The sequence below is a fragment of the Paenibacillus sp. FSL P4-0081 genome (genome assembly GCF_000758565.1).
GTDB classification, from domain to species: Bacteria; Bacillota; Bacilli; order Paenibacillales; family Paenibacillaceae; genus Paenibacillus_AQ; species Paenibacillus_AQ phytohabitans.
In genome coordinates, this window is the sequence record NZ_CP009280.1 from 3,910,090 (window position 1) to 3,932,598 (window position 22,509).

Genomic DNA, 22,509 nt, shown 5'->3' on the forward strand with positions numbered 1-22,509 from the left:
ATAAGGGTGCTATGAGATCTTTGACTGAGCTATTTAAGATTGGCAGTGGACCGTCCAGCTCCCATACTATGGGGCCGGAGAAGGCGGCCAGGATCTTCAAATCAGAGAATGAAGACGCAGATGAGTTCAAGGCGTTGATCTATGGTTCCCTTGCCAAAACAGGCAAAGGCCATTTGACGGACAAGGCTATTCTTAGAGCACTTTCACCCGTTCCGGCGGAGGTTGAATTTGTTCCACAGGCAGATATTGTTCTGCCCCATCCCAATACGATGGATTTGTTCGCTTACAAAGACGGGCGCCAAATCTCATCCATGCGTGTCGTCAGTATCGGCGGCGGGGACATCGTTATTGAGGGACGGGAGGAGATGCAAACGCCAGATGTCTACCCTGAGAACAGCTTTGCTGAGATCAGCACCTTTTGTAACGCCAATCATATTCGTCTAAGCGATTACGTCGAGCAGCGCGAAGGCAAACAGATCTGGGATTTCCTCCAAGGAATCTGGGAAGCGATGAAGCGTTCGATTGACGAAGGGCTGTCTGTCACAGGTATTCTGGAGGGCGGTCTTGAGGTCGAACGCAAGGCGAAATATCTGTATCATCAGCGGGATATGGATGAGAGCCCGGAGACGAGGGAGAACAGGATCGTCAGCGCGTACGCTTTTGCTGTCAACGAACAGAATGCCGCCGCTGGCACAGTCGTAACGGCCCCGACCTGCGGGGCCAGCGGTGTCGTGCCCGCTTCGCTCCGTTATATGCAGGAGAAGATGCAGGTCCCGGACGAACAGATCCTCCGGGCTCTGGCCGTCGGCGGGCTCATTGGCAACCTGGTCAAGCAGAACGCCTCCATCAGCGGCGCTCAGTGCGGCTGCCAGGCGGAGGTTGGCACGGCTTGCTCTATGGCAGCGGCTGCACTGGCTGAACTGTCCGGTATGGAGATTGACCAGATTGAGTATGCGGCGGAGGTTGCTATGGAACACCACTTGGGGTTAACCTGTGATCCGATTAACGGACTCGTTCAAATCCCTTGCATTGAGCGGAATGCTGTCGGTGCGATGCGGGCGATCAATGCGCTGAGCCTGGCCAAATTCTTGTCTGGTACCCGTAAGATATCCTTTGATCTGGTTGTACAGACCATGTATGAGACAGGCCTGGATATGAACAGCAGGTACCGCGAAACTTCAGAAGGCGGGCTCGCTAAGCTCTACAAAGCTGACAGTTAAATGATACTTCCATGATCATGTGGCTGTAATTTCATACTTGTGTAATGTAACGAAGAACGTCCCGTGCTGCCGGTTGGCAGAAAGGACGTTCTTTTTTTGGAGGCTATACAGGGCAGGCTGCTGCTTCAAGAAGCAATTTGACGGGGCGCCGCTTGGATGAGAAAATGTATGCGTGTACATGGAGTGTGATTTCAACAGAGGAGGCTTCAAATGGAACAGCTACGCATTGGAATGATAGGTTATAAATTCATGGGCAAGGCCCACAGCAACGCCTACCGCAGTCTGCCGATGTTCTTCCCGAAGGCCGTCAAACCGCAAATGTCCGTCATCTGCGGACGCAATGAAGAAGCGCTGAAGGAGGCGGCAGACCAGCTGGGCTGGTCGGAGAGTGTAACCGACTGGAAAGAGCTGATCGGGCGTGACGATATTGATCTAATCGACATCAATGCGCCGAGCAATGCCCATAAGGAGATTGCGCTGGCGGCTGCTGCTGCAGGCAAGCATATTTTCTGCGAGAAGCCGCTGGCGCTGAATCTGGCAGATTCGCGAGAAATGCTCCAGGCTGCAGAGGCGGCCGGCATTGTTCATATGGTTGGCTTCAATTACCGTTTCTCCCCGGCGGTCAGGCTGGCGAAACGGCTGATCGAGAGCGGGCGGCTGGGAAAGATCTATCATTTCCGTGCCTGGTTCCTGCAGGACTGGATTCTCGACCCTGAATTCCCGCTGGTCTGGCGGCTGCAGAAGGAGATTGCCGGTTCAGGATCGCATGGGGATCTGGGGGCCCATCTGATTGATCTGGCCCATTTCCTGGTAGGGGATGTGCAGGAGGTCATCGGCATGAGTGAGACGTTCGTCAAGGAACGGCCCCTGGCAACGGAGATGACAGGTCTCAGCGCCCGGGCCAGCAAAGATGCACCGCGCGGCGCGGTAACGGTGGATGATGCTACTTTGTTCCTGGCCCGTTTTGCAAACGGCGCATTGGGCAGCTTTGAGGCGACACGGTTCGCGGCCGGGCATCGTTCGACCAATTCTTTTGAGATCAATGGCAGTCTGGGCAGTGTGAAATTCGACTTCGAGCGGATGAACGAACTGGAGGTCTATCTGACCTCGGATGATGAGGATGTGCAGGGCTTCCGGAGAGTGCTCGCCACCGATCCCGCACATGACTATGCTGAAGCCTGGTGGCCGCCGGGTCATACGATTGGATTTGAGCACACATTCATTCACGAGATGCTGGAGCTGTCGAATGCGATTGCCGAAGGCCGTCAGCCGGAGCCGAATTTCCGGGACGGTGTGAAATGCCAGGCTGTACTGGAAGCTGTGGAACGTTCGATTGAAGAGCGGCGCTGGGTTCCGATATCTGAAATGTAGCTTCTAAATGTAAAAAGGGGCTGTCCCAAAAGCCATGAAATGGCTGCTTGGGACAGCTCTTTATTTTGTAGTAGGATCAACGTGAGCACTTGGGTGGACGCTCCGCGAACGGACCGTTGTTCCAATCGCTGTGGTCTCCAGATTTTTTTCATTCCCCTTAGCGGTGAAAATCCGGAGACCAAGGCGACCGCTGCCGCTTTTCCACAATCGTTCCGTCCTCTCCGCTGTTTAAGCGGGAAAAGTTTCTTCAAATCTTTCTAAAATCACAAAAAGAAACCGTCCTTACTGCTAGTATACATCAAAGACCGACCGACACCCGCTGTTTAGAGCCGCATCTGGAAAAAGCCCAGCAAATCCTCGGGAATGGCCAAAGACAGTCATTGCGGATGCAGGCTACGGCAGCGAAGAAAACTACGCCTATCTGGAAAAGAAAGAGATACAGGCGGTGGTGAAGTACGGCAGCTACCACAAGGAAAAGACTAGAGCCTGGAAAGCGAATGTTTGTAAAATCGAAAACTGGACATACGATACAGCCGAGGATCACTGGACGTGCCCAGCTGGGAACAGGCTGCATTTCCACAGGGAAAGCAAGGAGACCCTAGAGAGTGGCTAAGAAATTCGCAGACGGCATTACCGAAGCAGCTCCTGTGAAGGCTGCCCCCTAAAGGAGCGTTGCACGAAAGCGGCAGGAAATCGGGAAGTGGTCGTCAGCGTGAACGACTGCGATACCAGAAACAGGCGCGTGAAATTCTACGGAGTGAAGAAGGTTACACCTTGGCCGTACGATGACCAAAAACGCAGAGCAGCGATCCTCCAATAACGGGAGAATCGCTGCTCTGTTCACTTTTTGTAACATTCAGAATGAAGAGAACGGTCTTCCGCCGTAGAAAACCTACTTTTGGGACAGCCCCTATGGCTATTTACGAACCATAGAAGGTGTCAGGCCTTTGTACTGCTTATAGAGCTTCGTGAAATAATTGGGATTGTCACAGCCGACTCTGCCGGAAATCTCTGTAATGCTGAAGCCGGTCTCCCGCAGCAGCCGCTCGGCTTCATCCATCCGGCACAGGTTCACATAGTCAATGAAGGTGCGTCCGGTCAGCTTCTTGAAGGTTTTGCAGAAATGGAAAGCGTTCAGATTGACAAAGCGGGCAGCACGCTCGACCGACATTTTCTGATCGACATGTGTTTCCAGGTATTCCAGCAGCGGCTTGAAGCGTTCGCGGTTGATAGAATGACGTTCACTCTGCTGGGCGGGGAAGGTACGGGACAGGAGTGTGAAGAATAAGTGGAGCTGGTTCTTCACCACGAGCTGAAAAGCCGGTTGTTTAGCCTGCACCTCCTCAATAATCCGCTCAAGCAAGGGATAATACGAGGCGCATTCCGGGTTGTGGACCACCGGCATGACCGGAAACTGATACTGATTGCTAAGATAAGGGGCCACAAATTGCTCATGCTGGGAATCCTGATTCCGGTCCTTGAACAATGAGGCATGAAAAACAATCGAGATATAAGAAACATCTCCGCTATACAAGCTATAGCCGACATGCAGCCCGCCGGAAGGTACCATGATTACGTCTCCGGGACCGGCTTCATACGGTTTGCTGTCCACATGAAAGATCGCCCGGCCTTCACGCATGACAATAATCTCGAAATGCTCATGCCAGTGCAGGAACAGGATATTCTGCTCGGGCTTGGCGCCCTGGCACTGATTAAAGAACAAGCGGAATGGATAGATCTTCTCCTCGAGCGCAGGGTATTCCTTAAGTTCCTTCGGATAAGTCATGATGGCTTCAACTCCCACAAGATTCAGCTAGTTTAACACAAGATAAGAAGAGATTTTGCCCGAAATGAAGGATATACTTGGGTTGTTGAACTAACTATAAACCAATATTGGAGTGGTATACAAGATGCAGGATACAATGAGAATCGGGACACTGGTGGGAGGCGGGGATGCACTAAGAGTGATTCCGCAAATTATAGGTCACGGGTTCGAATCATTCAGCCTGACCTTCTGGCAGACAACGGGAAACACGGATCTGACAGAAACTGCTGCACGGGTGCGTGAACTGGCTGCGGAGCATGATTTCGTGATCTCTTCTGTAGGGATATTCGGGAATCCGCTTACAGGCACTGGGGATAACTCGGATGCGCTGGGCAGCTGGGAACGGCTGATCGACCACGCCCATTTGTTTGGAACCGATATGGTCTCCGGCTTCACCGGACGACTGCCCGGGGTTTCAATTGACGAGTCCATCCCGAAATTTGCAGAGGTGTTTGGTGAGCTCTCCAAAAGAGCCGCGGACCGTGGCGTCAGAATTGCCTTTGAGAACTGTTCCATGGATGGAAACTGGCAATCCGGAGACTGGAATATTGCCCATAACCCTACAGCATGGGAGAAGATGTTCAATGCGGTGAATGCCGATAATCTGGGTCTGGAATGGGAGCCCTGCCACCAGATGGTGCAGCTGATTGATCCGATTCCGCAGCTGCGCAAATGGACGGACAAAATTTTCCACGTGCACGGCAAGGACGCTACGATTGCCTGGGATATTATCAAGGAATACGGAATTCACGGACCTAAACCGTATGTGTGGCACCGGACACCGGGCTTCGGGGATACGAATTGGACTGATGTAATCTCGGTACTGCGGCAGGCCGGATACACAGGAACGATTGATATCGAAGGCTGGCATGATCCCGTTTACCGTGACGAGCTGGAAATGACAGGACAGGTTCATGCGCTCCATTATTTGAAAAATTGCCGGGGCGGCAGTTTCGTGCCAAATCCGGTCTAATCCAGAAAGCGGGGAACACCTATGACAGCAGAGTATCGTGTAGTTGTTGCGGGCTGTGGAGCGATGGCTAATGAATGGATCAGCTATGCGCTGAAGCATGCTGATATTGAAATCGTCGGACTCGTAGATATCCGGGTGGAATCCGCGCAGGCCATGGCAGAGAAACATGGACTCACCTGCCCGGTATTTACAGATATATCACAGGCAATTGAAGCTACAGCGGCCAATCTGGTGTTCGATATCACCGTGCCTTCCAGCCATTTCAGTATTGCCAGTAAGGCACTGGAAGCCGGATGTCATGTCTTTACCGAGAAGCCGCTGGCGGAAACGATGGAGCAATGTAATGAAATCGTTAACATGGCCGGACGTACCGGGCTGAGCCATGCCGTCATGCAGAACCGCAGGTATGATCCGCATATCCGCTCTTTGCGCGGGCTAATCACCTCGGGAGTCATAGGGCGGACGGGCTCCATAAGCGCAAGCTTCTTTCTGGCTCCGCATTTCGGCGGTTTCCGGGAAGCGATGGACAGCCCGCTGCTTCTGGACATGGCCATCCATACCTTCGATCAGGCCCGCTTTATCAGCGGCGCCGATCCTGTAAGTGTGTACTGCCAGGAATTCAACCCTCCAGGATCGTGGTATGAAGGGAATGCGGCGGCTATCTGTATTTTTGAAATGTCAGACGGCTCCGTATTCTGTTATCAGGGCTCATGGTGTGCAGAAGGAGCGCCTACGTCCTGGGAAGCCTCATGGCGGGTCCAGGGGGAACGGGGGGCAGCCATCTGGGATGGCCGGGATATGCCGTATGCCGAGATTATCGGTGGCGGTGAAGCTGCCGGACAGTTCCTCAATGAATATGAGCGGGTAGAAGGGCCGGCTGTGCAGATGGAGGAGACCTTCCATCAGGGCTGTCTCGAAGAGATGTTCCGCTCGCTTGCGGAGCAGCGCCCAGCCGAGACCGACTGCCGCGACAACCGCTATAGTATGGCGATGGTGCTTGGCGCTTTGGAGAGTGCGCGGACAGGCAGCAAGCTGGACATTGCCGAATTCATCCGGAATGCCGAGCGGAATGTGCCGGATAAATAAAATGTGCGGAAGAGGGAAGGGCAGCCGACCGGCGGCTCTTTTCTTTTGTGAAAGATAGGAAATCAGCGATTCTCTAAGAAACTTGTAACTGGTTACTGGTAGTGCTGGAACAAGACGAGTAGCGTGATGCGGACTGAGAATCCGTTATGCAAAATAAGTCACATAAATCCATCTGAATCTGACAATGCTGTATTCCTGATTACTCCAATTGAGATTACAATGAATACCAGGGTAGTGGATGCTAATCAAGGAGTGATCCGGTTGAATGAACCATTAAGAGTAGTGATTGGAAGCGGAGGTAGTCCGCACAACAAAGGATGGCTGCATACGGAAGAAACGGAACTGAATCTGCTGCGTGAAGCGGACTGGTCAGAGAAATTCCGCCCCGGCTCCCTGAAGGTCGTTCTTGCCGAACATGTCTGGGAGCATCTGACCTATGAGGAAGGTGTGCAGGCAGCCTGCAACTGTTATACCTATCTGGCTCCAGGCGGATATATCCGCTGTGCTGTTCCGGACGGATTCTTCCCGGATGAAGCTTATCAGAACATTGTGCAGATCGGCGGGCCGGGACCCCTGGACCATCCTGCTGCCTCTCACCGGATCGTACATACTTATATTACTCTGCAGAAGATGTTCACTGCCGCAGGGTATCAGGTTAAACTGCTGGAGTACTGTGATGAATCCGGCCAATTTCATGAATTTCCCTGGGATGAGCGCGGCGGTTTCATCTACCGGTCCAAGCGTTTTGATCACCGTAATACGGAGGGGAAGTTAGGTTTTGTTTCATTAATTGCAGATGCAGTTAAAGTGTGAGACTTGTATTTAAAAGTAACAAATAGGCTGATCCGGTAGCAGAGAAATCTGCGTATGGATCAGCCTTTTTGCGTTCTTAATAACTAATGCCGGTTAGAACCCTTTATACTGCGGCTCTTCTTTCTCGATTTCGGCTACGCGGCCTTCCACCTGCTGGACAATCTGCAGCGTCTGCTCTGCAGCATTGGTGAACAGGGTTTTGGCTTCCTCGTTCTGGGTTTCCATGGCGAACTGCTCAAGACTGGCTTGGGCGCTCTTCAGCGAAGCTACGCAGGTTTTGACCTGTGATGCAACAGTCATTGGATCATTACCTCCTCGGGTCTGGGTTGGAACAGAATCTCACAGTGTAGTATCCGCATCCCTTAGCAGGACATACAGGTAACAAATCCCATTTGGCAGATAGTCTGTGCGCCCATTTGGCAGCAGGAATTTATTCTCTTGGTTATTTTCCGCCTGTTTTGACAAATAATGAAGCTGATGCGATATATGCGGGTAATGAATAACTTTACAGGAGGTTTTACGAATGCCGGAAGCACTGGAGGTCATTCTTCGGACAATTTTTGCTGTAGTAGTGCTTTTCTTCCTTACTAAAATACTGGGGAAGCGTCAGGTTTCACAGCTGTCTTTTTTCGAATACATTACGGGAATTACTATAGGCAGCTTGGCAGCATATATCTCGCTGGATACGGACAAAACCTGGCACCTCGGCCTGATTGCACTAATTGTCTGGGTTGCCTTCTCGTTCGGAATTGAATTCCTTCAGATCAAGAGCAAGAAAGCTCGGGATTTCATTGATTTCAAATCGACCGTACTGATCAAAGACGGTAAGATCCTGGAAGACAATATGAAGAAGGAGCGTCTGTCGACGGACGAGCTGCTGGAGGAGCTGCGCAAAAAGGATGTCTTCAAAGTGGCTGATGTTGAATTTGCCATTATGGAGTCGGACGGTGCGATCAATGTGCTGCTCACCCGTGAGAATCAGCCGCTTACACCCAAGCATCTTGGGATTAAGGTTGCTCCAGAGAGAGAGACTCAGGCTGTGATTATGGACGGCGAAATTATGGATGAACCGCTCGATACCCTGAATCTGTCGCGCGGCTGGCTGGAGGGGGAACTTGGTAAGCTTGATCTGAGCGTGGAGAATGTATTCCTGGGCCAGGTAGACTCTTACGGCGAGCTTACCGTAGATCTGTACACGGATAATGTGGAGGTTCAGCAGCCGCAGGACAAGCCCCAGCTGTATGCGCTGCTTAAGAAATGCGAAGCCGATCTGGAGCTGTTCAGCTTGTCAACGAAGCATAAAGAAGCCAAGCAGATGTACGAAAATTGCTCAGAACAGCTGCAGACCTTGCTGAAGAAGCTGAAGCCTTTTATCCAAAATTGACACCAAATATTGATTGAAGCTAAGACCCCACATAGTGGGGTTATTTCCTATGCACATCGCTGTGAATCCAGAAGAGTCCGGCGGAAAATTCATAGAAAATTCTATAATTCAAAGAAATACAATAAAATGGTTCTGAAACCTCTGTACAATTACAAATATTTACTTATAGTGGAGATTAGATTGGCTGCTGCGAAAAAGAACACAAAGCAGTGATCTGCATAGTCGGGCAAAGGGAGGAACGCCATGGCGTATAGCTGCTGCACTTAGACAGACAAGTTTTCGTTGGAATTGCAACCGTAATGCAAACGCTGCAAATGGTTATTAAATAATCCAATACTTTGGAGGTTAATGTTAACGTGAAAATAAAAAAGCGATTTACTTATGCTTTAATGATTGCGCTTTCTTCAGTGCTCGTCTTGGGCGGGCTGCAATGGGGCATACCTTCAGCTGCTGCGGCAAGTCTGTTCAATGATGATTTTGAATCCGGCAGTGCAGGCAGCTGGACCAGTACCACAGGTACATGGTCTGTGATTCAGGATGGCAGCTCCAAGGTATATTATCAATCTGCCAGTACAGAAGGCCGCACCTCCGCAGGCAGCAGCACATGGACTGATTATAGCGTGCAAGCGGATGTGAAGGTGGATAACTTCAACGGAAGCAACCGGACTTATGTGTGCGGGCGGTATACGGACGGGAACAACTACTACGCAGCTTCTTTGTCGAACAGCAATGGCGGCACACTCGAAATCCGCAAAAAAGTCTCGGGTTCGAGCACAACGCTGGCCTCCAAAGACTTCGCGGTTTCTACAGGCACTGTGTACACAGTGAAGCTTGAGCTGAGTGGAGATTCAATAAATATGTATGTGAATAATGTGCTGCAATTAAATGCACACGATAACAATTTGACTGCCGGAGGCATTGGCCTTGTTGCTTACAAGACTTCAGTCAAATTCGACAATGTCGTAGTCAACGGGGCAGGTTCCACGGTTCCGACCGCTGCACCATCCGCAACACCAGCAGCGACAGCAACCGCAAGTCCAACTACCGCCCCCACAGCTACTGCGACTTCAGCACCTACGGCAACCCCAGTAAGTACACCAACAGCAACAGTAACACCGAGCACAGCACCAACTCCAGTTCCTACGGTCGCCCCGACGCCAACGGTAACACCGGTATCAGGAAGCCTGTATGTTGCACCCAACGGGGCAGCCGGTAATCCGGGTACAATTGGCAGTCCGACGACACTCTCTTCGGCACTTACCAGAGTGGCTGCCGGAGGAACAATTTACATGCGCGGAGGTACCTACTCCTTCACAGCTCCGGTAACGGTTGAGCGGGAGAACAGCGGAAGCTCCGGGCTGCGCAAGAACCTGGTGGCCTATGGAAGTGAGAAGCCGGTACTGGATTTCTCAGGAGAGACCTTTGCTTCTACTGAGCGCGGCCTGCAGATATTCGGACACTACTGGAATGTAAAGGGCCTTGAAGTGAAAGGGGCAGGAGATAACGGTATCTTCATCGGCGGTAACTACAACATTATCCAGAATGTTGAGGTTCATCATAACCGGGACTCCGGGCTGCAAATCAGCCGCTATTCCTCTACCTTGTCTAACATGGCCGATTGGCCCAGCTATAACCAGATCATCGGCGTGTATTCCCATGACAACTTCGATCCGGATAATGGCGAGGATGCCGACGGATTTGCCGCCAAGCTGACGATTGGACCCGGGAATGTGTTCGACTATTGCATCTCGGCCTGGAACACAGATGACGGCTGGGATCTCTATACCAAATCGGATACCGGCCCTATTGGGGTGGTCACGATCAAGAACAGCATTGCATATAAGAACGGCCAGACCTCGGACGGAAACAGCACAGCGAACAGTGACGGCAACGGCTTCAAGCTTGGCGGTGAAAAGATTGCTGTCAATCACATCGTGTTGAACAGCATCGCTTTTCAGAACAAAAAACACGGGTTCACCTACAATAGCAATCCAGGTTCCATTCAAATGACCAATAATACCTCGTGGAGCAATGGTCAGAGCAATTTTGCCTTTGATACAGGAACTCATCAATTTACGAATAATCTGAGTTTTGCCGGCGCTTCCAGCGATAAGACCAGCGGAACGGACATCCTCAGCACCAATGTATGGTGGAAAAGCAATGCCAGCACCAATGCCAAAGGCCTAAGCGCAAGCAGTAGTGATTTTGTCAGTCTTACACCTTCGGTCGTGAGAAATGCGGACGGTTCGTTCAGCCTCGGCAGCTTTCTGAAGCTGGCCGCCGGAAGTGATCTGATCGGATCAGGTACGCCAAGCGGTACGAACATCGGCGCTACGTTTCAATAAGCCGGATAACAGGACGGATTTCCATTTCCGGCCGGCAGCGGTATACTATAATCGGTTTCATAGGATCTAATTTGCTATAGGGAGGATGCTGCCGATTATGGAATATGTGAAGCTGGGAACAACGGGACTGGATGTATCACGGATTTGTCTGGGGTGTATGAGCTACGGGGTGCCGGAACGCGGAACTCATCCCTGGTCACTGAATGAGCAGGAGAGCCGGCCGTTTATCCGCAAAGCGCTGGAGCTGGGCATCAACTTCTTCGATACGGCCAACATTTATTCTGACGGTACCAGCGAAGAGATTGTCGGACGTGCGCTCAAGGATTTCACCTCCCGTGATGAGGTAGTCATTGCTACTAAGGTGCATGGTAAAATGCGCCCGGGCCCCAATGGCGGAGGCCTGTCGCGTAAGGCTATTATGAGCGAGATCGACCATAGCCTGAAGCGGCTGGGGACGGATTATGTGGATTTGTACCAGATTCACCGCTGGGATCCGTCGACACCGGTTGAAGAAACGATGGAAGCGCTGCATGATGTGGTGAAGGCGGGCAAAGCACGCTACATCGGAGCATCCTCGATGTCTGCCTGGCAGTTTCTGAAGGCACTGCATGTGGCGGAGCGGCACGGCTGGACACGATTCGTATCGATGCAGAATTATGTAAATCTGCTGTATCGTGAGGAAGAACGGGAAATGCTGCCGCTGTGCAAAGCGGAAGGGATCGGAGTGATTCCCTGGAGTCCGCTGGCCCGCGGGCGGCTGACCCGGGACTGGCAGGAGACGAGTACCCGATCGGAAAGTGACCAATTTGCTAAGCTGCTGTACTCCCGGACGGAGGAAGCCGACCGCCTTGTGGCGCTGAGAGTGAAGGAGATTGCTGAAGAACGGGGTCTTCCGCGTGCCCAGGTTGCACTAGCCTGGGTCCTCCAGAAGAAGCCGGTCACAGCACCGATTGTCGGAGCGACCAGCATGAGCCATCTGGAGGATGCTGCTGCAGCGGTATCGGTCACGCTCAGTCCGGAAGATGTACTCCGTTTGGAGGAGCCTTATATTCCTCATCCTGTGATGGGCTACTAAGGACAGATACAGCAACGATAATACACCGTTTAATGAAGGAGCCGGGATGATCCGGCTCCTTTTTTAATGAAATTTATATATTTTGGGGCCCGCATAGTGGGGCTATTTGCGCTTAGGGGGCATAAATTCAGGGTGTTCTGGCACACTAAGGAAGATTCTCTATAACCGGAAGGAGGCAGGCAGGGTGCCGGACAAGAATATACTGGAGCTCATCAAAGAACAGCTCACGGATTGCAGCGATGCTGTATACCAGTCGATACATGTGTACGGACACGCCTGCATGCTGATCTATATACCTGCCATCGTGGACATGCTCAGCCTGCAGGAGTTTGTTGCCAGCCCGCTGAAATCAGAGGCTAACAGTGAACCGGACTGGCCGCAATTCATGGAGCGTCTGGACCGCGGCTCAGCCTTTGCCATTCCTTATATGAAGGCTTTTCATCCGGACAGGGCCGTGGAGCTGATTGTCAGCGGGAATCCGGTTCTCTGTATTGAAGGACTGCCGTATGTCTATTATTTCGAAATTACCCAGTATCAGAAGAGGGCAGTGTCCGAATCGCAGAACGAGCTGGTGGTCATTGGACCCCAGGAGGCTTTTATCGAGGATGTTCAGACGAATCTGTCCTTGCTGCGGCACAAGATCAAGCATGCCGATCTGAAGACCAAACATTTCTCGATCGGCAGATACACCAAAACCGATGTATATCTGGTTTATATCGAAGGGCTCTGTAAGCCGGAAATCCTGGCTGAAATGGAAGAGAAACTAAATAATCTCTCAGTCGACGGAATTCTGGGCATCAGCTATTTGGCTGAGCATATGCGCCAGGGGCATTTTTCACCTTTTCCAATCTATCAATATACAGAACGTCCCGACTCTGTAGCCGCATCGTTGATGGAGGGCAGAATCAGCATATTGCAGGACGGTACCCCGTCGGCATTACTGGCACCTGTAACTTTCTTTGCGCTCCTGCAATCCTCTGAGGATTATTACCAGAACTTCTATGCCGGCAGCTGGATCCGGCTGGTCCGCTTCTTTTTCTCGCTGATATCGATGATTCTGCCTTCTTTATATGTGGCGATCACAACCTTCCACGCACAGATTATTCCGTCCAACCTGCTGATCACCATTGCTGCCGCCCGTGAGAATATCCCTTTCTCCGCACTGACGGAAGCTTTGCTCATGGAACTTACTTTCGAAGCACTGAGAGAAGCAGGGACCCGCATTCCGAAGCCGGTTGGCCAGACTGTCTCTATTATCGGCGGTATTGTCATAGGGCAGGCTGCGGTACAGGCGGGAATTGTCTCAGCACCCATGGTCATTGTAGTTTCCATTACGGGTATCGCCTCCTACATCATCCCCCATCTTGAGCTTGGATTGACCTTCAGGCTGCTGCGTTTCGTGCTCCTGATTCTGGGGGGGACGATGGGACTGATTGGTGTCTTCATCGCCGTTTTTATCATATATGGCCATCTGGCTAATCTAAAATCGTTTGGCACTCCCTTTCTCCAACCGGTGGCTCCGCTGGTTCTGGAAGACTGGAAGGATACCGTGGTCCGTGTTCCGTCCCAGTATATGACGGAGCGCAGCTCCTCCTATACCGACAGGAAGAATAAAAGGAGACAGAAGCAATGAAGCCCCTCAAGCTGATCCTTGTGTTAGTGCTGCTTTTGAATCTGACCGGCTGCTGGTCCAAGCTGGAACTCGACGAATTGACCTTTGTATTTGGCTTGTTTATTGATGTTGGTGAGGAACCCGGAACGGTTGAGGTGACTATCAGTTCGCCGCTCCCGAACCGTCTGGATTCAGGCGCACAAGGGGGCGCGGCTGGAGACGGAAAGAGCTACTCTATGGTATCCAAGACTGCACCGACCATTCCGGAAGCTATCCTGCTGATTCAGAAGGATTTGTCACGCAAAATGGAGGCTTCACATCTCAAGATTATTGTACTGGGCAAACAATATGCCAAGCAGGGGATAGGAGATATGCTGGAATGGTTCCAGCGGCAGCCTGAGAATTCTCTCGGAACCTATATTATGGCTGCTCCAGGCAAGGCTAAGGAGATCCCGATGCTGACACCGGTCTTCGAGCAATTGCCCGATCAGGTGCTTAATAATATGGCCAGGCAAAAGATTCTGTTCAGCACAACAATCAGAGACTGCATACTGTCGGAATCCTACCATATGGGCTATGCCATGAATTATTTATCTTTCGGCAAAAAAAGTGAAACTTCCGAGCAGGGGAAAACGGAATATTGGTGCGGGGTAGACGGTGTGATGCTGTTTCAGGATAAGAAGATGAAGGCCATACTGAAGGTGAAAGAGGGTAGAGCCTTGGCTTGGGCAGCAGATCATTATGTTCAATCTGTAAATTCGTTTGCTTGGGATGATGACGGCAAGGGGACTGCCACTGCGTATTTTCTGAATGACAAAACCTCCTCCTCTGTCAAGATGACTCCTGAAGGGCCAGAATTCCATGTGAAGCTAAAAGGCCGGGCGAGTATAACCTCCTTCAAGGATTCCAAACAACGTAAAGCGGACCAGCTCAGCCATCTGCTTAAGACCAAACTTCAGGAGAAAGCGGTAAAGGAAGTTTCGGAGACGCTGGAAAATGTGCAGAAGGCGGGAATAGATGTACTTCAGCTCGGTATGCTGCTGGAATGGAATTATCCGGAAGAATGGAAACGTCTGCGTGATCACTGGGAGGATTATTACAGCAGGGAGGCCCGGATCAAGGTGACAGCTGATTTTAAAATTGCGGATTTTGGTTCGGAGAAATAAGGGGGCGAAGGAGGAAATATGCGGACATCTAAATGGCAAATGACTCGGTTCTCGATTGTATACCTTGGCTCTCAAAGTACGATGTTTCTGATTCCCGGTCTCATTGAAACCTCATCCTATCAAGGATGGATAAGCCTGATTCTTGGCGGTTTCCTTGGGCTGATTCTGTTATATTTCACGATCATGGTGGGAAAGCTCAAGCCGGGAATAGGCTGGGTTGAGTTCGGGGCAGAAATTATGGGGAAGTGGCTGCATGGAATCATAGTGATTCTGCTCTTGTGCTGGTGTATTTATTACGTATCATATGATATACACAATTTCGCACTGTTCTTCGGAGGCAATTATTTGCGCGGAACTCCCCCGCTTTTTATTATACTTGTTGTAGGTCTGGTCATTATGTACACCGCTCATCTGGGTTTTGCCTCTATGGTGTATATGTCGGAAGGCATTGCTCTGATCTGCATTGTCTTCGCCATTCTAAGTACGTATTTATTCATCCAGCATGCAGAATATTCTATGCTTCCGGCATTTATCCATTATCATGACCCGCGCATCGTCATTAAGGATTCGATTACGGTGATGTCCTGGTTTGGCGAATGGGTTGTGTTTCTTTTTGTTGCCCCGGAGCTTAAGATCAGCAATAAGATCATGAAGCCACTAAGTTTGGGGGGGATCACTGTGATACTGATTGTTCTGATAGTATGGCTTATGACCATGCTGAATTTCGGCCCGTATCTCGGGAAGGAACTGCAGTTTCCCTTCCTGCAGATGATCCGCAGTTCCTCGAATGATGATCTCCTGGGAAACTCTGATCCGATTCTGATTGGCATATGGTCGTCCTCAATGTTCATTCACAGCTCTTTTATGATCTATGTTGCTTATAAATGCGCCTTGTATCTTACCAGACAAAAAGCAAAAAAAATTATGATTCCGCTCCTGACGGTCTGTTCCATTACAATTGCATTTGTATACTCGATGAATGTGGCCGTATATTACCACAATTATTATTCTTTCAATACGAGTATTTTTTGGCTGATTGTGGAGTTTATACCGGTGTACTATTTTATCGTAGCATGGGTACGCTCGAAGTCCGGCAAGCAGCTGAAATGACTGTTGATTCTCCCAATTATATAATGTAGACGCTTTCTGGTATGATTAAGCTATAGTACATACCTTTTTTTGGAATAGGATGGTGTCATTATACATGAATCTTCAAGAAGCATCTGCTCTAATTGAATCGATAAGGGGAAATTTGGCTAAGGTTATTGTCGGAAAAGAAGATGGTGTAAACCTGCTGCTGACAGCTTTGCTCGCAAATGGTCATGTACTCCTGGAGGATGTGCCCGGAACAGGCAAAACGCTGCTTGCCAAAACACTCGCCCGCTCGCTGGACTGCACATTCAAGCGGATTCAATTCACGCCCGACCTGCTGCCTTCTGACTTAAGCGGCATCAACTACTACAACCAGAAAAGCGGGGAATTTCAATTCCGTCCAGGTCCGGTATTCGCCAGTATTCTGCTCGCTGATGAGATTAACCGGGCCACTCCGCGTACCCAGTCAAGCCTGCTGGAATGTATGGAGGAGCGGCAGATTACCATCGACGGTGTGACTCATGAGCTGCAGCGGCCGTTTCTGGTCATCGCCACGCAGAATCCGATTGACAGCCAGGGGACGTTCCCGTTGCCGGAGGCACAGCTCGACCGGTTCTTAATGCGGATTACAACAGGGTACCCCACATTTAATGAAGGGGTTCATATTCTGCAGCGGTTCCGCCAGAACAACCCGCTGGAGGATACCGGTGCGGTTGCAGGTGCAGAGGAAATTCAAGAGATGCAGCGGCTTACCGCTGGTATTAATGTAAGTGATGAACTGCTGGCGTATATGATCAGTGTGGTCGAGGCTACACGTAAATCTCCTGCTGTCCGGCTGGGTGCGAGCCCCCGGGCAGGCTTCGCCCTCCTGCGCGCTTCGCAGGGATATGCTCTGATTCAAGGGCGGAATTATGTACTTCCGGATGATATTAAGGCCGTGGCCGTTCCGGTGCTTGCACACCGGCTAATCCTTCAGCGCGGACCCGGAGTCCGCGAGGGGCAATCGGCTGAGGTCGTGCTTCAGGTGCTGCGCGAGGTGGAGGTTCCGGCGGAGGCTGCTGTCCTGTCCAGAGGCGGAAGGGTGGAATGAGCCATGTCGCTGCCGTGGTTCATTGCAAGCACGCTGTTTCTGCTGTTATTCGTCTCTGCTATATACGACCGTAACGCGCTTAAGAAGGTCACCTATACCCGCTATTTCTCGGCCAAGGCCGTATATGCAGGAGAACAGGTGGAGATGGTCGAGGAGATCATGAATAAGAAGCTGCTTCCGCTGCCTTGGCTGCGTCTGGAATCCAGTATCGCCCGGGGGCTTGAGTTCGGCTCCCAGGAGAATCTGGGCATCAGCAGCGGCGAGATCTCACAGAATCATGTCAGCCTGTTCTTTCTCAGGTCTTACCGCCACATCAAACGCCGGCATAACGTGATTTGCCGGGAGCGCGGATTGTTTCTTCTGGAGACCGCAACCATGACCACGGGGGATCTCTTCGGGATGAGCCGCAAATCGAAGACCTTCCCGCTGCAGCTGGAGCTCCTTGTCTACCCGGGGCTGCTTCAATTTCATGAGCTTCCGCTGCCGGTGCACAGCTGGCTCGGCGAGCTGCCCGTCAAGCGCTGGATTGTAGAAGATCCGTTCCTTACCGCAGGTACCCGCGAGTACAGTGCAGGGGATTCCCTGGCTTCGATCAACTGGAAAGCGACAGCCCGGACAGGAAGCATGCAGGTGCATCAGAAGGATTACACGGCCGATTCACGGCTTGTAATCTGCCTGAACGTGGAGATCAGCGATTCCATGTGGCGGACCGTAACCGATGTGGAGCGGATCGAGCTAGGCATCCGGTATGCGGCGACCGTGGCTGAATATGCCATCAGCCATGGCATTGAGACCCGGCTGCTCAGCAACGGAAGGCTGGACGGCGGCGGGGCAAGAGATCCGGTGGATACCTGGCCGATATCACATGCTGAAGAATTCCTTGGCATGCTGGCCAGACTGAATCTGGACAGAACATTGCCAATGAGCAGGCTGATGGAGATTGAAGCAGAGAAGGATGAAGGCGATACGGATTATCTGATCATTACCTGTCACCGGGGGCCGGAACTGCAGGATGCCGCTGCGGTATTGAGCTTCATGGGGAATGGAGTAGAATGGCTGGATATTCCGGAAGAAGGCGGTGCAGCGCTATGAAACTCCGTTTCTCATCTTCATTCCAGGCCAACCTTGCGCTATGGATTACTGCCTTCATAGACTGGCTGCTGCTTCTGCCCCTCTGGCTGGCGCTGCAGACTTATCTGCAATCCGGTGAAGCAGCGGTTCGGTGGATTTACCTATTACCGCTGCTGGTTGCAGGCGGTGTACTGCTGCGGCATAGATGCAGCCGGTTATGGCAGCAGCTGCTGGCGGCGCTGCTGCTGGGTCTCTTGACCGGACTGATAAGCAGCACACTGACACTCCTGGGCATACCGCTGGTAGCGGGTGCCGCAGTCTGTGCGTATCTTGGCATGACTACAGCTTCACGGGTGAACCGGTTCAGAATCTATCTGGCCGGAATCACAATCTATTTCATTGGTTCAATAGCCTTCTCCCAGATTCCGGAGCTTCAGGCTAATGTGACTATATTAACCTGGAGCGGAAGCTTATGCCTGGTGCTGGCACTGATTGACTCCAACAGCAGCCATCTGCGCTACAGCTCCTTAAACAGTGATTCTGCACGTCTGCCTGAAGGCCTGCGGCGGCATAACCGCCTGTATCTGGCGGGATTCATTGTCCTGGCGGCAGTCCTGGCGGCGGGCGGCGGCAAAACGGTGGGTATGCTGCTGTGGAATGCGGTGAGGCTCTTCTTCACCTGGCTCAGCCGGCTATCCTCCGGTGCAGAGGAACCTCCGCCGGAGGAGGCTCCTCCACAAGCCATTCAGGAATTCCCGGCAGCGGAAGCCGGTGAACCTGGCATTCTGGCCGCAATTCTTAACATTGGCTTCTATATTATAGGTGCAGCTGCAATAGTTGTGGTGCTGTATTACGGAGTACGCTGGCTATACAGAAATACCGGTGGACTGCTCCGCAGAGCAATGGACTGGCTGTTGACAGTGCTGCGCAGAGAATCGCCTGCAGCTGCTGCCGGTTATCAGGATGAAGAGACCAGCCTGTTCACTTGGGAGCAGACCGTTCAGGGCTTCAGGGATTACTTTCGTACCAGGCTTACACCATCCAGCCGCCGGGACCGGTGGGAGACGATGGACGGAAGCCGGGCACGCATCCGCTGGCTCTATCGTCATTGGCTCCGCGCCAAGCATACTGACGGGTATGAGGTGAAGGCATATCTGACCCCTCAGGAGACGGCTGCCGATGTGGCAGCATGGTCGGAAGGACAGAAGCGGCAGCGCAAAAACCCGGTTAGCGAAGGGGAAGCCTATAACCGCCTGCTTGCATTTTATAATAGAGCCAGATATGCAGATGAGGAACAGTCAGACCTCACTGAGCTCTCTGCTGAAGAGATTACGGCACTTAAAGAACAGTTGAAGCTGTAGCTAATCCTGCAGGAAGGAGAAATAGGGATGACCCCATATTTACGAGGCGAGCTGGCCAAAGAGGCCGGAGTAAACATAGAAACGCTCAGGTATTATGAGAAATACGGGCTGATTCCGCAGCCTCAGCGCACGTCCAGCGGATACCGGATGTATCCGGAGGAAGCGCTGGAAAGGATCGCTTTTATTCAGAATGCGAAAGCTTGCGGTTTCACTCTGCGTGAGATCAAGAAAGCTTTGGTCAAATCTGCAGACGGCAGTATCGGAATACCGGATTTTATTACAGTTATTGAGAGTAAAATGGCTGCTGTTGATCTGGAGATTGCCAAACGGCACAAGACCCGCACAAAGCTGGAAGAATTGAAGAGCAGCCTCCTTACACAGGACAGGCATCCGGGTGTTCAGGAGACTCTTGATATCTTGAACATGAAAGGCTGAACCGGCGGGAATTTAATCTGAGATAGCCACTTGACCCTGTACTCCGGTACAGGGTTTATATTGAGTCTATGAACGATTAAGAGGAGGAATGAACCGTTATGTTATGCCCTAGTGTTACTCCAGCCGGACAGCTGCAGGCCATTTCCAACCAGTTGAAGCACAATAAACCCTATCCGGGACAACCGGCCCAAGAGATCCGCGCTGCCCTTGCGGAATCCGCCGGACAACTGCCTGTGCTAAACGGTGTGCAGGTTGAGCAGGTAAAGACAGAGAGATTCAGTGGGGAGTGGGTCAGAACTGGTGGGAAAAAGGATGCGCATTGGGATACAAAGGTAATTCTGTATTTCCACGGCGGAGGGTTTGTGGCCGGCAGCTGTGCAGTCTACCGGGATCTGGCCGCCAGGCTCTCGGCCGCCAGCGGAATTGCGGTGCTTACTGTGGAATACCGGCTGGCTCCGGAATTCCGTTATCCGGCTGCGGGTGAAGATTGCCTGTCTGCGTACCTGTGGCTGCTGGACCAGGGCTTCAAGCCCGGGCATATCATATTTGGCGGAGATTCCGTAGGTGCCACGCTTGCCCTTATGACGCTGATCTCTCTGCGGAATGAAGGGAAGCCGCTTCCGGGCGGCGCATTCCTGCTCTCGCCTCATGGAGATCTAGTTCATTTGGACGGAGAGTCTTATACGAGCCGGGCGGATAGAGATCCGACCGGAAGCCGGGAGACTAATCAGCGTATTCTGGAAGATTATCTTGGGGAGTATGCCGGGGAAGCTCCTGCACTATTATCACCGCTGAGACAAGACCTCACTGGATTGCCGCCTCTGTTCATTCAAGTAGGTGATCACGAGGTTCTGCTGAGCGATGCCGAGCGGCTGGCCGGTAAGGCACTAGAGGAGGGGACACCCGCCAAGCTGGAAGTGTGGGAGAACATGTGGAGTGTGTTTCAGATGCTGGCTGCGCTGCTGCCTGAAGCGCAGCAGGCGATTCATCATATTGGCGAATATGTAAAAGAGACGCTGAAGCTGGAAGCTGAAGTATAAGGGTTTAAAACAGTAGGCGCAGCAGCATCAGCGCCAGGATGCCGGTGACTACGGTTCCGAGCAGGCTGCGGGTTTTGACGGCTACCCAGAAGGAGGGCAATGCCGCGATCAGCTCCACATTCGTGGAAAGGCCGGCGAACCTGCCGTCTGTTACGAATAGTTCCTGGGCGACCAATGCAGCCATTACCGCAATCGGTACAAAGCTTAACCAACGCATCCCCCAGTCCGGAATGGAGATCCGGCTAAGCAGCATAAGCGGAAGAACGCGCGGGATGAAGGTAACGAGTGCAGCGCCCAGGATAATGAAGAAGATGTCCAGTCTTATTTCCATTGTTCAATCACCATTCCAATCGTAGAGGCTATAAGAGCTGCCGCAATTACGCCCATGCTGGGCGACCACAGAATAGAGACCAGAACGGCAACAATGACAGCTATGAAGCCGACGGTAATGTCCAGCAGATATTTGCGCCGTGCCATGACCGTCAGTACCAGCAGTCCGATGAACATGGCGGGCAGAGCGAAATCCAGCCCCCACTTCTCCGGACTGGATATCCACTGTCCGAGGAAGGCGCCGGCGATATTGGCCAGGAACCAGTTCAGATAGGCTGTGATATTAAGCCCGTGCATCCATTTCTCGCTGATCCGCTTCCTGGAGGCGCTCTTCTGGATGGCTACCCCGAAGGTCTCATCGGTAAGCAGTGATCCAATCAGCAGATTGCGCAGCGGATTCAAATGGCGGAAGTACGGCGATATCGCCGCGCTCAGCAGCAGATGACGCAGATTGACCAGCAGAATTGTGATGATGATGCTGGAGGCGCTGCTTCCGGCCGCAATCATTCCTGCGGCGATAAACTGGGCTGATCCGGCATAAAGAATAATGGAGATCATGGCAATTTCGGCAATGGAGAGGCCGGCAGTTTTCTCCACGACACCTGCTGCAAAGCCAATGCTTAGATAGCCGAGCAGAGTAGGGAGGCAGTCTTTGACCCCTTGCAGGAAGGTGTCATTCCCCTCCGGTACCTCTAGGGCATCCCGCTGCAGGCGGCCATTCGCCGGAGACTCCTGTTGTATGAATTCTGGCTTCACGGATTCACTCGCTCCTCTATATTCCAAACTATTCATTTCCAAGCTATGTATAGCATCACATATAAACTTGTAATAACCGCTTTGGTAAACCGCTTGCTGAAGATTTGACAATGACCGGTCACGGTATATCAGGTATGCTTAATTGTACTTTGTACATCTAAATCATCTGATTTACTAGTGTTTAAGCGTTTAGTTGTATTTCTTGCAATTAAACTGCCCTATGTAGAGGGGTGCTCGCCCATTCGGGCAAATTTAGTTGTACAGACTACAGTTATAAGAGGCAAACATGCTTTTTCTCTGTTTTTTAATTGCACATAATACAACTATCACTAACTTCCACGTTGAAACTGAATATGAATTTCAGTTTTTAATATCTAATAATTCACAGCGAATTGCAAGGAAATTCTATATTTCATATGCTGCAATGCCCTCGCTCGTTTCGGTACCGGGCAGCTTGCAGCAGC

The 22,509-nt window shown here is 51.6% G+C and carries 19 protein-coding genes and 2 pseudogenes; 17 read left to right on the forward strand and 4 right to left on the reverse strand.

The annotated features are described in order from the left end of the window. The first annotated feature begins 11 nt into the window (after positions 1-11). The 3 genes and pseudogenes from P40081_RS16730 to P40081_RS40045 all read left to right on the forward strand — a co-directional run. A complete protein-coding gene (locus P40081_RS16730) occupies positions 12-1,220 on the forward strand; it encodes an L-serine ammonia-lyase (protein WP_042136989.1) in 1,209 nt (402 codons plus the stop codon). A 210-nt stretch (positions 1,221-1,430) separates the two neighbouring features. Further along, positions 1,431-2,591: a Gfo/Idh/MocA family protein gene (locus tag P40081_RS16735; protein ID WP_042136991.1), complete on the forward strand. Its 1,161-nt coding sequence runs from the start codon at positions 1,431-1,433 to the stop codon at positions 2,589-2,591. 281 nt (positions 2,592-2,872) lie between these two features. After that, positions 2,873-3,377 (forward strand): annotated as a pseudogene (locus P40081_RS40045) (transposase); the annotation flags it as partial. 130 nt (positions 3,378-3,507) lie between these two features. Here P40081_RS40045 and P40081_RS16740 read toward each other — a convergent pair. Further along, on the reverse strand, positions 3,508-4,377 hold the full coding sequence (locus P40081_RS16740) for a helix-turn-helix domain-containing protein (RefSeq protein WP_042136992.1): 870 nt from the start codon (positions 4,375-4,377) through the stop codon (positions 3,508-3,510). A 124-nt stretch (positions 4,378-4,501) separates the two neighbouring features. On the opposite strand from P40081_RS16740, the gene P40081_RS16745 reads away from it, so the two are divergent. The 3 genes from P40081_RS16745 (at position 4,502) to P40081_RS16755 (ending at position 7,288) form a co-directional block, all read left to right on the forward strand. Beyond that, positions 4,502-5,389, forward strand: coding sequence for a sugar phosphate isomerase/epimerase family protein (locus P40081_RS16745; protein WP_042136994.1), 888 nt, complete (start codon positions 4,502-4,504; stop codon positions 5,387-5,389). A 21-nt stretch (positions 5,390-5,410) separates the two neighbouring features. After that, the gene (locus P40081_RS16750; RefSeq protein WP_042136996.1) at positions 5,411-6,475 is read left to right on the forward strand and encodes a Gfo/Idh/MocA family protein; all 1,065 of its coding nucleotides are present in this window, start codon (positions 5,411-5,413) and stop codon (positions 6,473-6,475) included. Positions 6,476-6,694: 219 nt separating this feature from the next. Then, on the forward strand, positions 6,695-7,288 hold the full coding sequence (locus P40081_RS16755; RefSeq protein WP_042141156.1) for a class I SAM-dependent methyltransferase: 594 nt from the start codon (positions 6,695-6,697) through the stop codon (positions 7,286-7,288). Positions 7,289-7,381: 93 nt separating this feature from the next. On the opposite strand, the gene P40081_RS16760 is transcribed toward P40081_RS16755, so the two are convergent. Continuing rightward, positions 7,382-7,588, reverse strand: coding sequence for a DUF1657 domain-containing protein (locus tag P40081_RS16760; RefSeq protein WP_042136998.1), 207 nt, complete (start codon positions 7,586-7,588; stop codon positions 7,382-7,384). Positions 7,589-7,811: 223 nt separating this feature from the next. Here P40081_RS16760 and P40081_RS16765 point away from each other — a divergent pair, with 223 nt between their 5' ends. The 11 genes and pseudogenes from P40081_RS16765 (at position 7,812) to P40081_RS16815 (ending at position 20,959) form a co-directional block, all read left to right on the forward strand. Continuing rightward, positions 7,812-8,672: a DUF421 domain-containing protein gene (locus P40081_RS16765; RefSeq protein ID WP_042136999.1), complete on the forward strand. Its 861-nt coding sequence runs from the start codon at positions 7,812-7,814 to the stop codon at positions 8,670-8,672. A gap of 1,031 nt (positions 8,673-9,703) precedes the next feature. Next, positions 9,704-11,017: pseudogene (locus P40081_RS38545) on the forward strand (right-handed parallel beta-helix repeat-containing protein); the annotation flags it as partial. Positions 11,018-11,114: 97 nt separating this feature from the next. Next, a complete protein-coding gene (locus P40081_RS16775; protein WP_042141158.1) occupies positions 11,115-12,092 on the forward strand; it encodes an aldo/keto reductase in 978 nt (325 codons plus the stop codon). A 184-nt stretch (positions 12,093-12,276) separates the two neighbouring features. After that, positions 12,277-13,725: a spore germination protein gene (locus P40081_RS16780; protein WP_042137001.1), complete on the forward strand. Its 1,449-nt coding sequence runs from the start codon at positions 12,277-12,279 to the stop codon at positions 13,723-13,725. Further along, complete coding sequence (locus P40081_RS16785) at positions 13,722-14,870, forward strand: Ger(x)C family spore germination protein (RefSeq protein ID WP_042137003.1); 1,149 nt, start codon at positions 13,722-13,724, stop codon at positions 14,868-14,870. Before P40081_RS16780 ends, P40081_RS16785 begins: the two co-directional genes overlap by 4 nt. An 18-nt stretch (positions 14,871-14,888) precedes the next feature. Next, positions 14,889-15,980 (forward strand): GerAB/ArcD/ProY family transporter, encoded by a 1,092-nt coding sequence (locus P40081_RS16790; protein ID WP_042137005.1) that lies wholly within the window; start codon positions 14,889-14,891, stop codon positions 15,978-15,980. Between the two features lie 94 nt (positions 15,981-16,074). Then, entirely contained in the window at positions 16,075-17,052 is a 978-nt protein-coding gene (locus P40081_RS16795; protein ID WP_042137008.1) for an AAA family ATPase, read from the forward strand. A gap of 3 nt (positions 17,053-17,055) precedes the next feature. Continuing rightward, entirely contained in the window at positions 17,056-18,144 is a 1,089-nt protein-coding gene (locus tag P40081_RS16800) for a DUF58 domain-containing protein (RefSeq protein WP_042137010.1), read from the forward strand. Further along, the gene (locus tag P40081_RS16805; protein WP_042137012.1) at positions 18,141-19,484 is read left to right on the forward strand and encodes a hypothetical protein; all 1,344 of its coding nucleotides are present in this window, start codon (positions 18,141-18,143) and stop codon (positions 19,482-19,484) included. The genes P40081_RS16800 and P40081_RS16805 overlap by 4 nt, the downstream gene beginning before the upstream one ends. A gap of 27 nt (positions 19,485-19,511) precedes the next feature. Then, the gene (locus P40081_RS16810) at positions 19,512-19,919 is read left to right on the forward strand and encodes a MerR family transcriptional regulator (protein WP_042137014.1); all 408 of its coding nucleotides are present in this window, start codon (positions 19,512-19,514) and stop codon (positions 19,917-19,919) included. A gap of 98 nt (positions 19,920-20,017) precedes the next feature. Then, entirely contained in the window at positions 20,018-20,959 is a 942-nt protein-coding gene (locus P40081_RS16815; protein WP_052421861.1) for an alpha/beta hydrolase, read from the forward strand. Positions 20,960-20,963: 4 nt separating this feature from the next. Here the strand turns inward: P40081_RS16815 and P40081_RS16820 are convergent, their stop codons facing one another. Continuing rightward, positions 20,964-21,290 (reverse strand): AzlD domain-containing protein, encoded by a 327-nt coding sequence (locus P40081_RS16820; RefSeq protein ID WP_042137016.1) that lies wholly within the window; start codon positions 21,288-21,290, stop codon positions 20,964-20,966. Further along, positions 21,281-22,000, reverse strand: a complete 720-nt coding sequence (locus tag P40081_RS16825; RefSeq protein ID WP_042141160.1) for an AzlC family ABC transporter permease — start codon at positions 21,998-22,000, stop codon at positions 21,281-21,283. The genes P40081_RS16820 and P40081_RS16825 overlap by 10 nt, the downstream gene beginning before the upstream one ends. Positions 22,001-22,509: the final 509 nt, after the last annotated feature.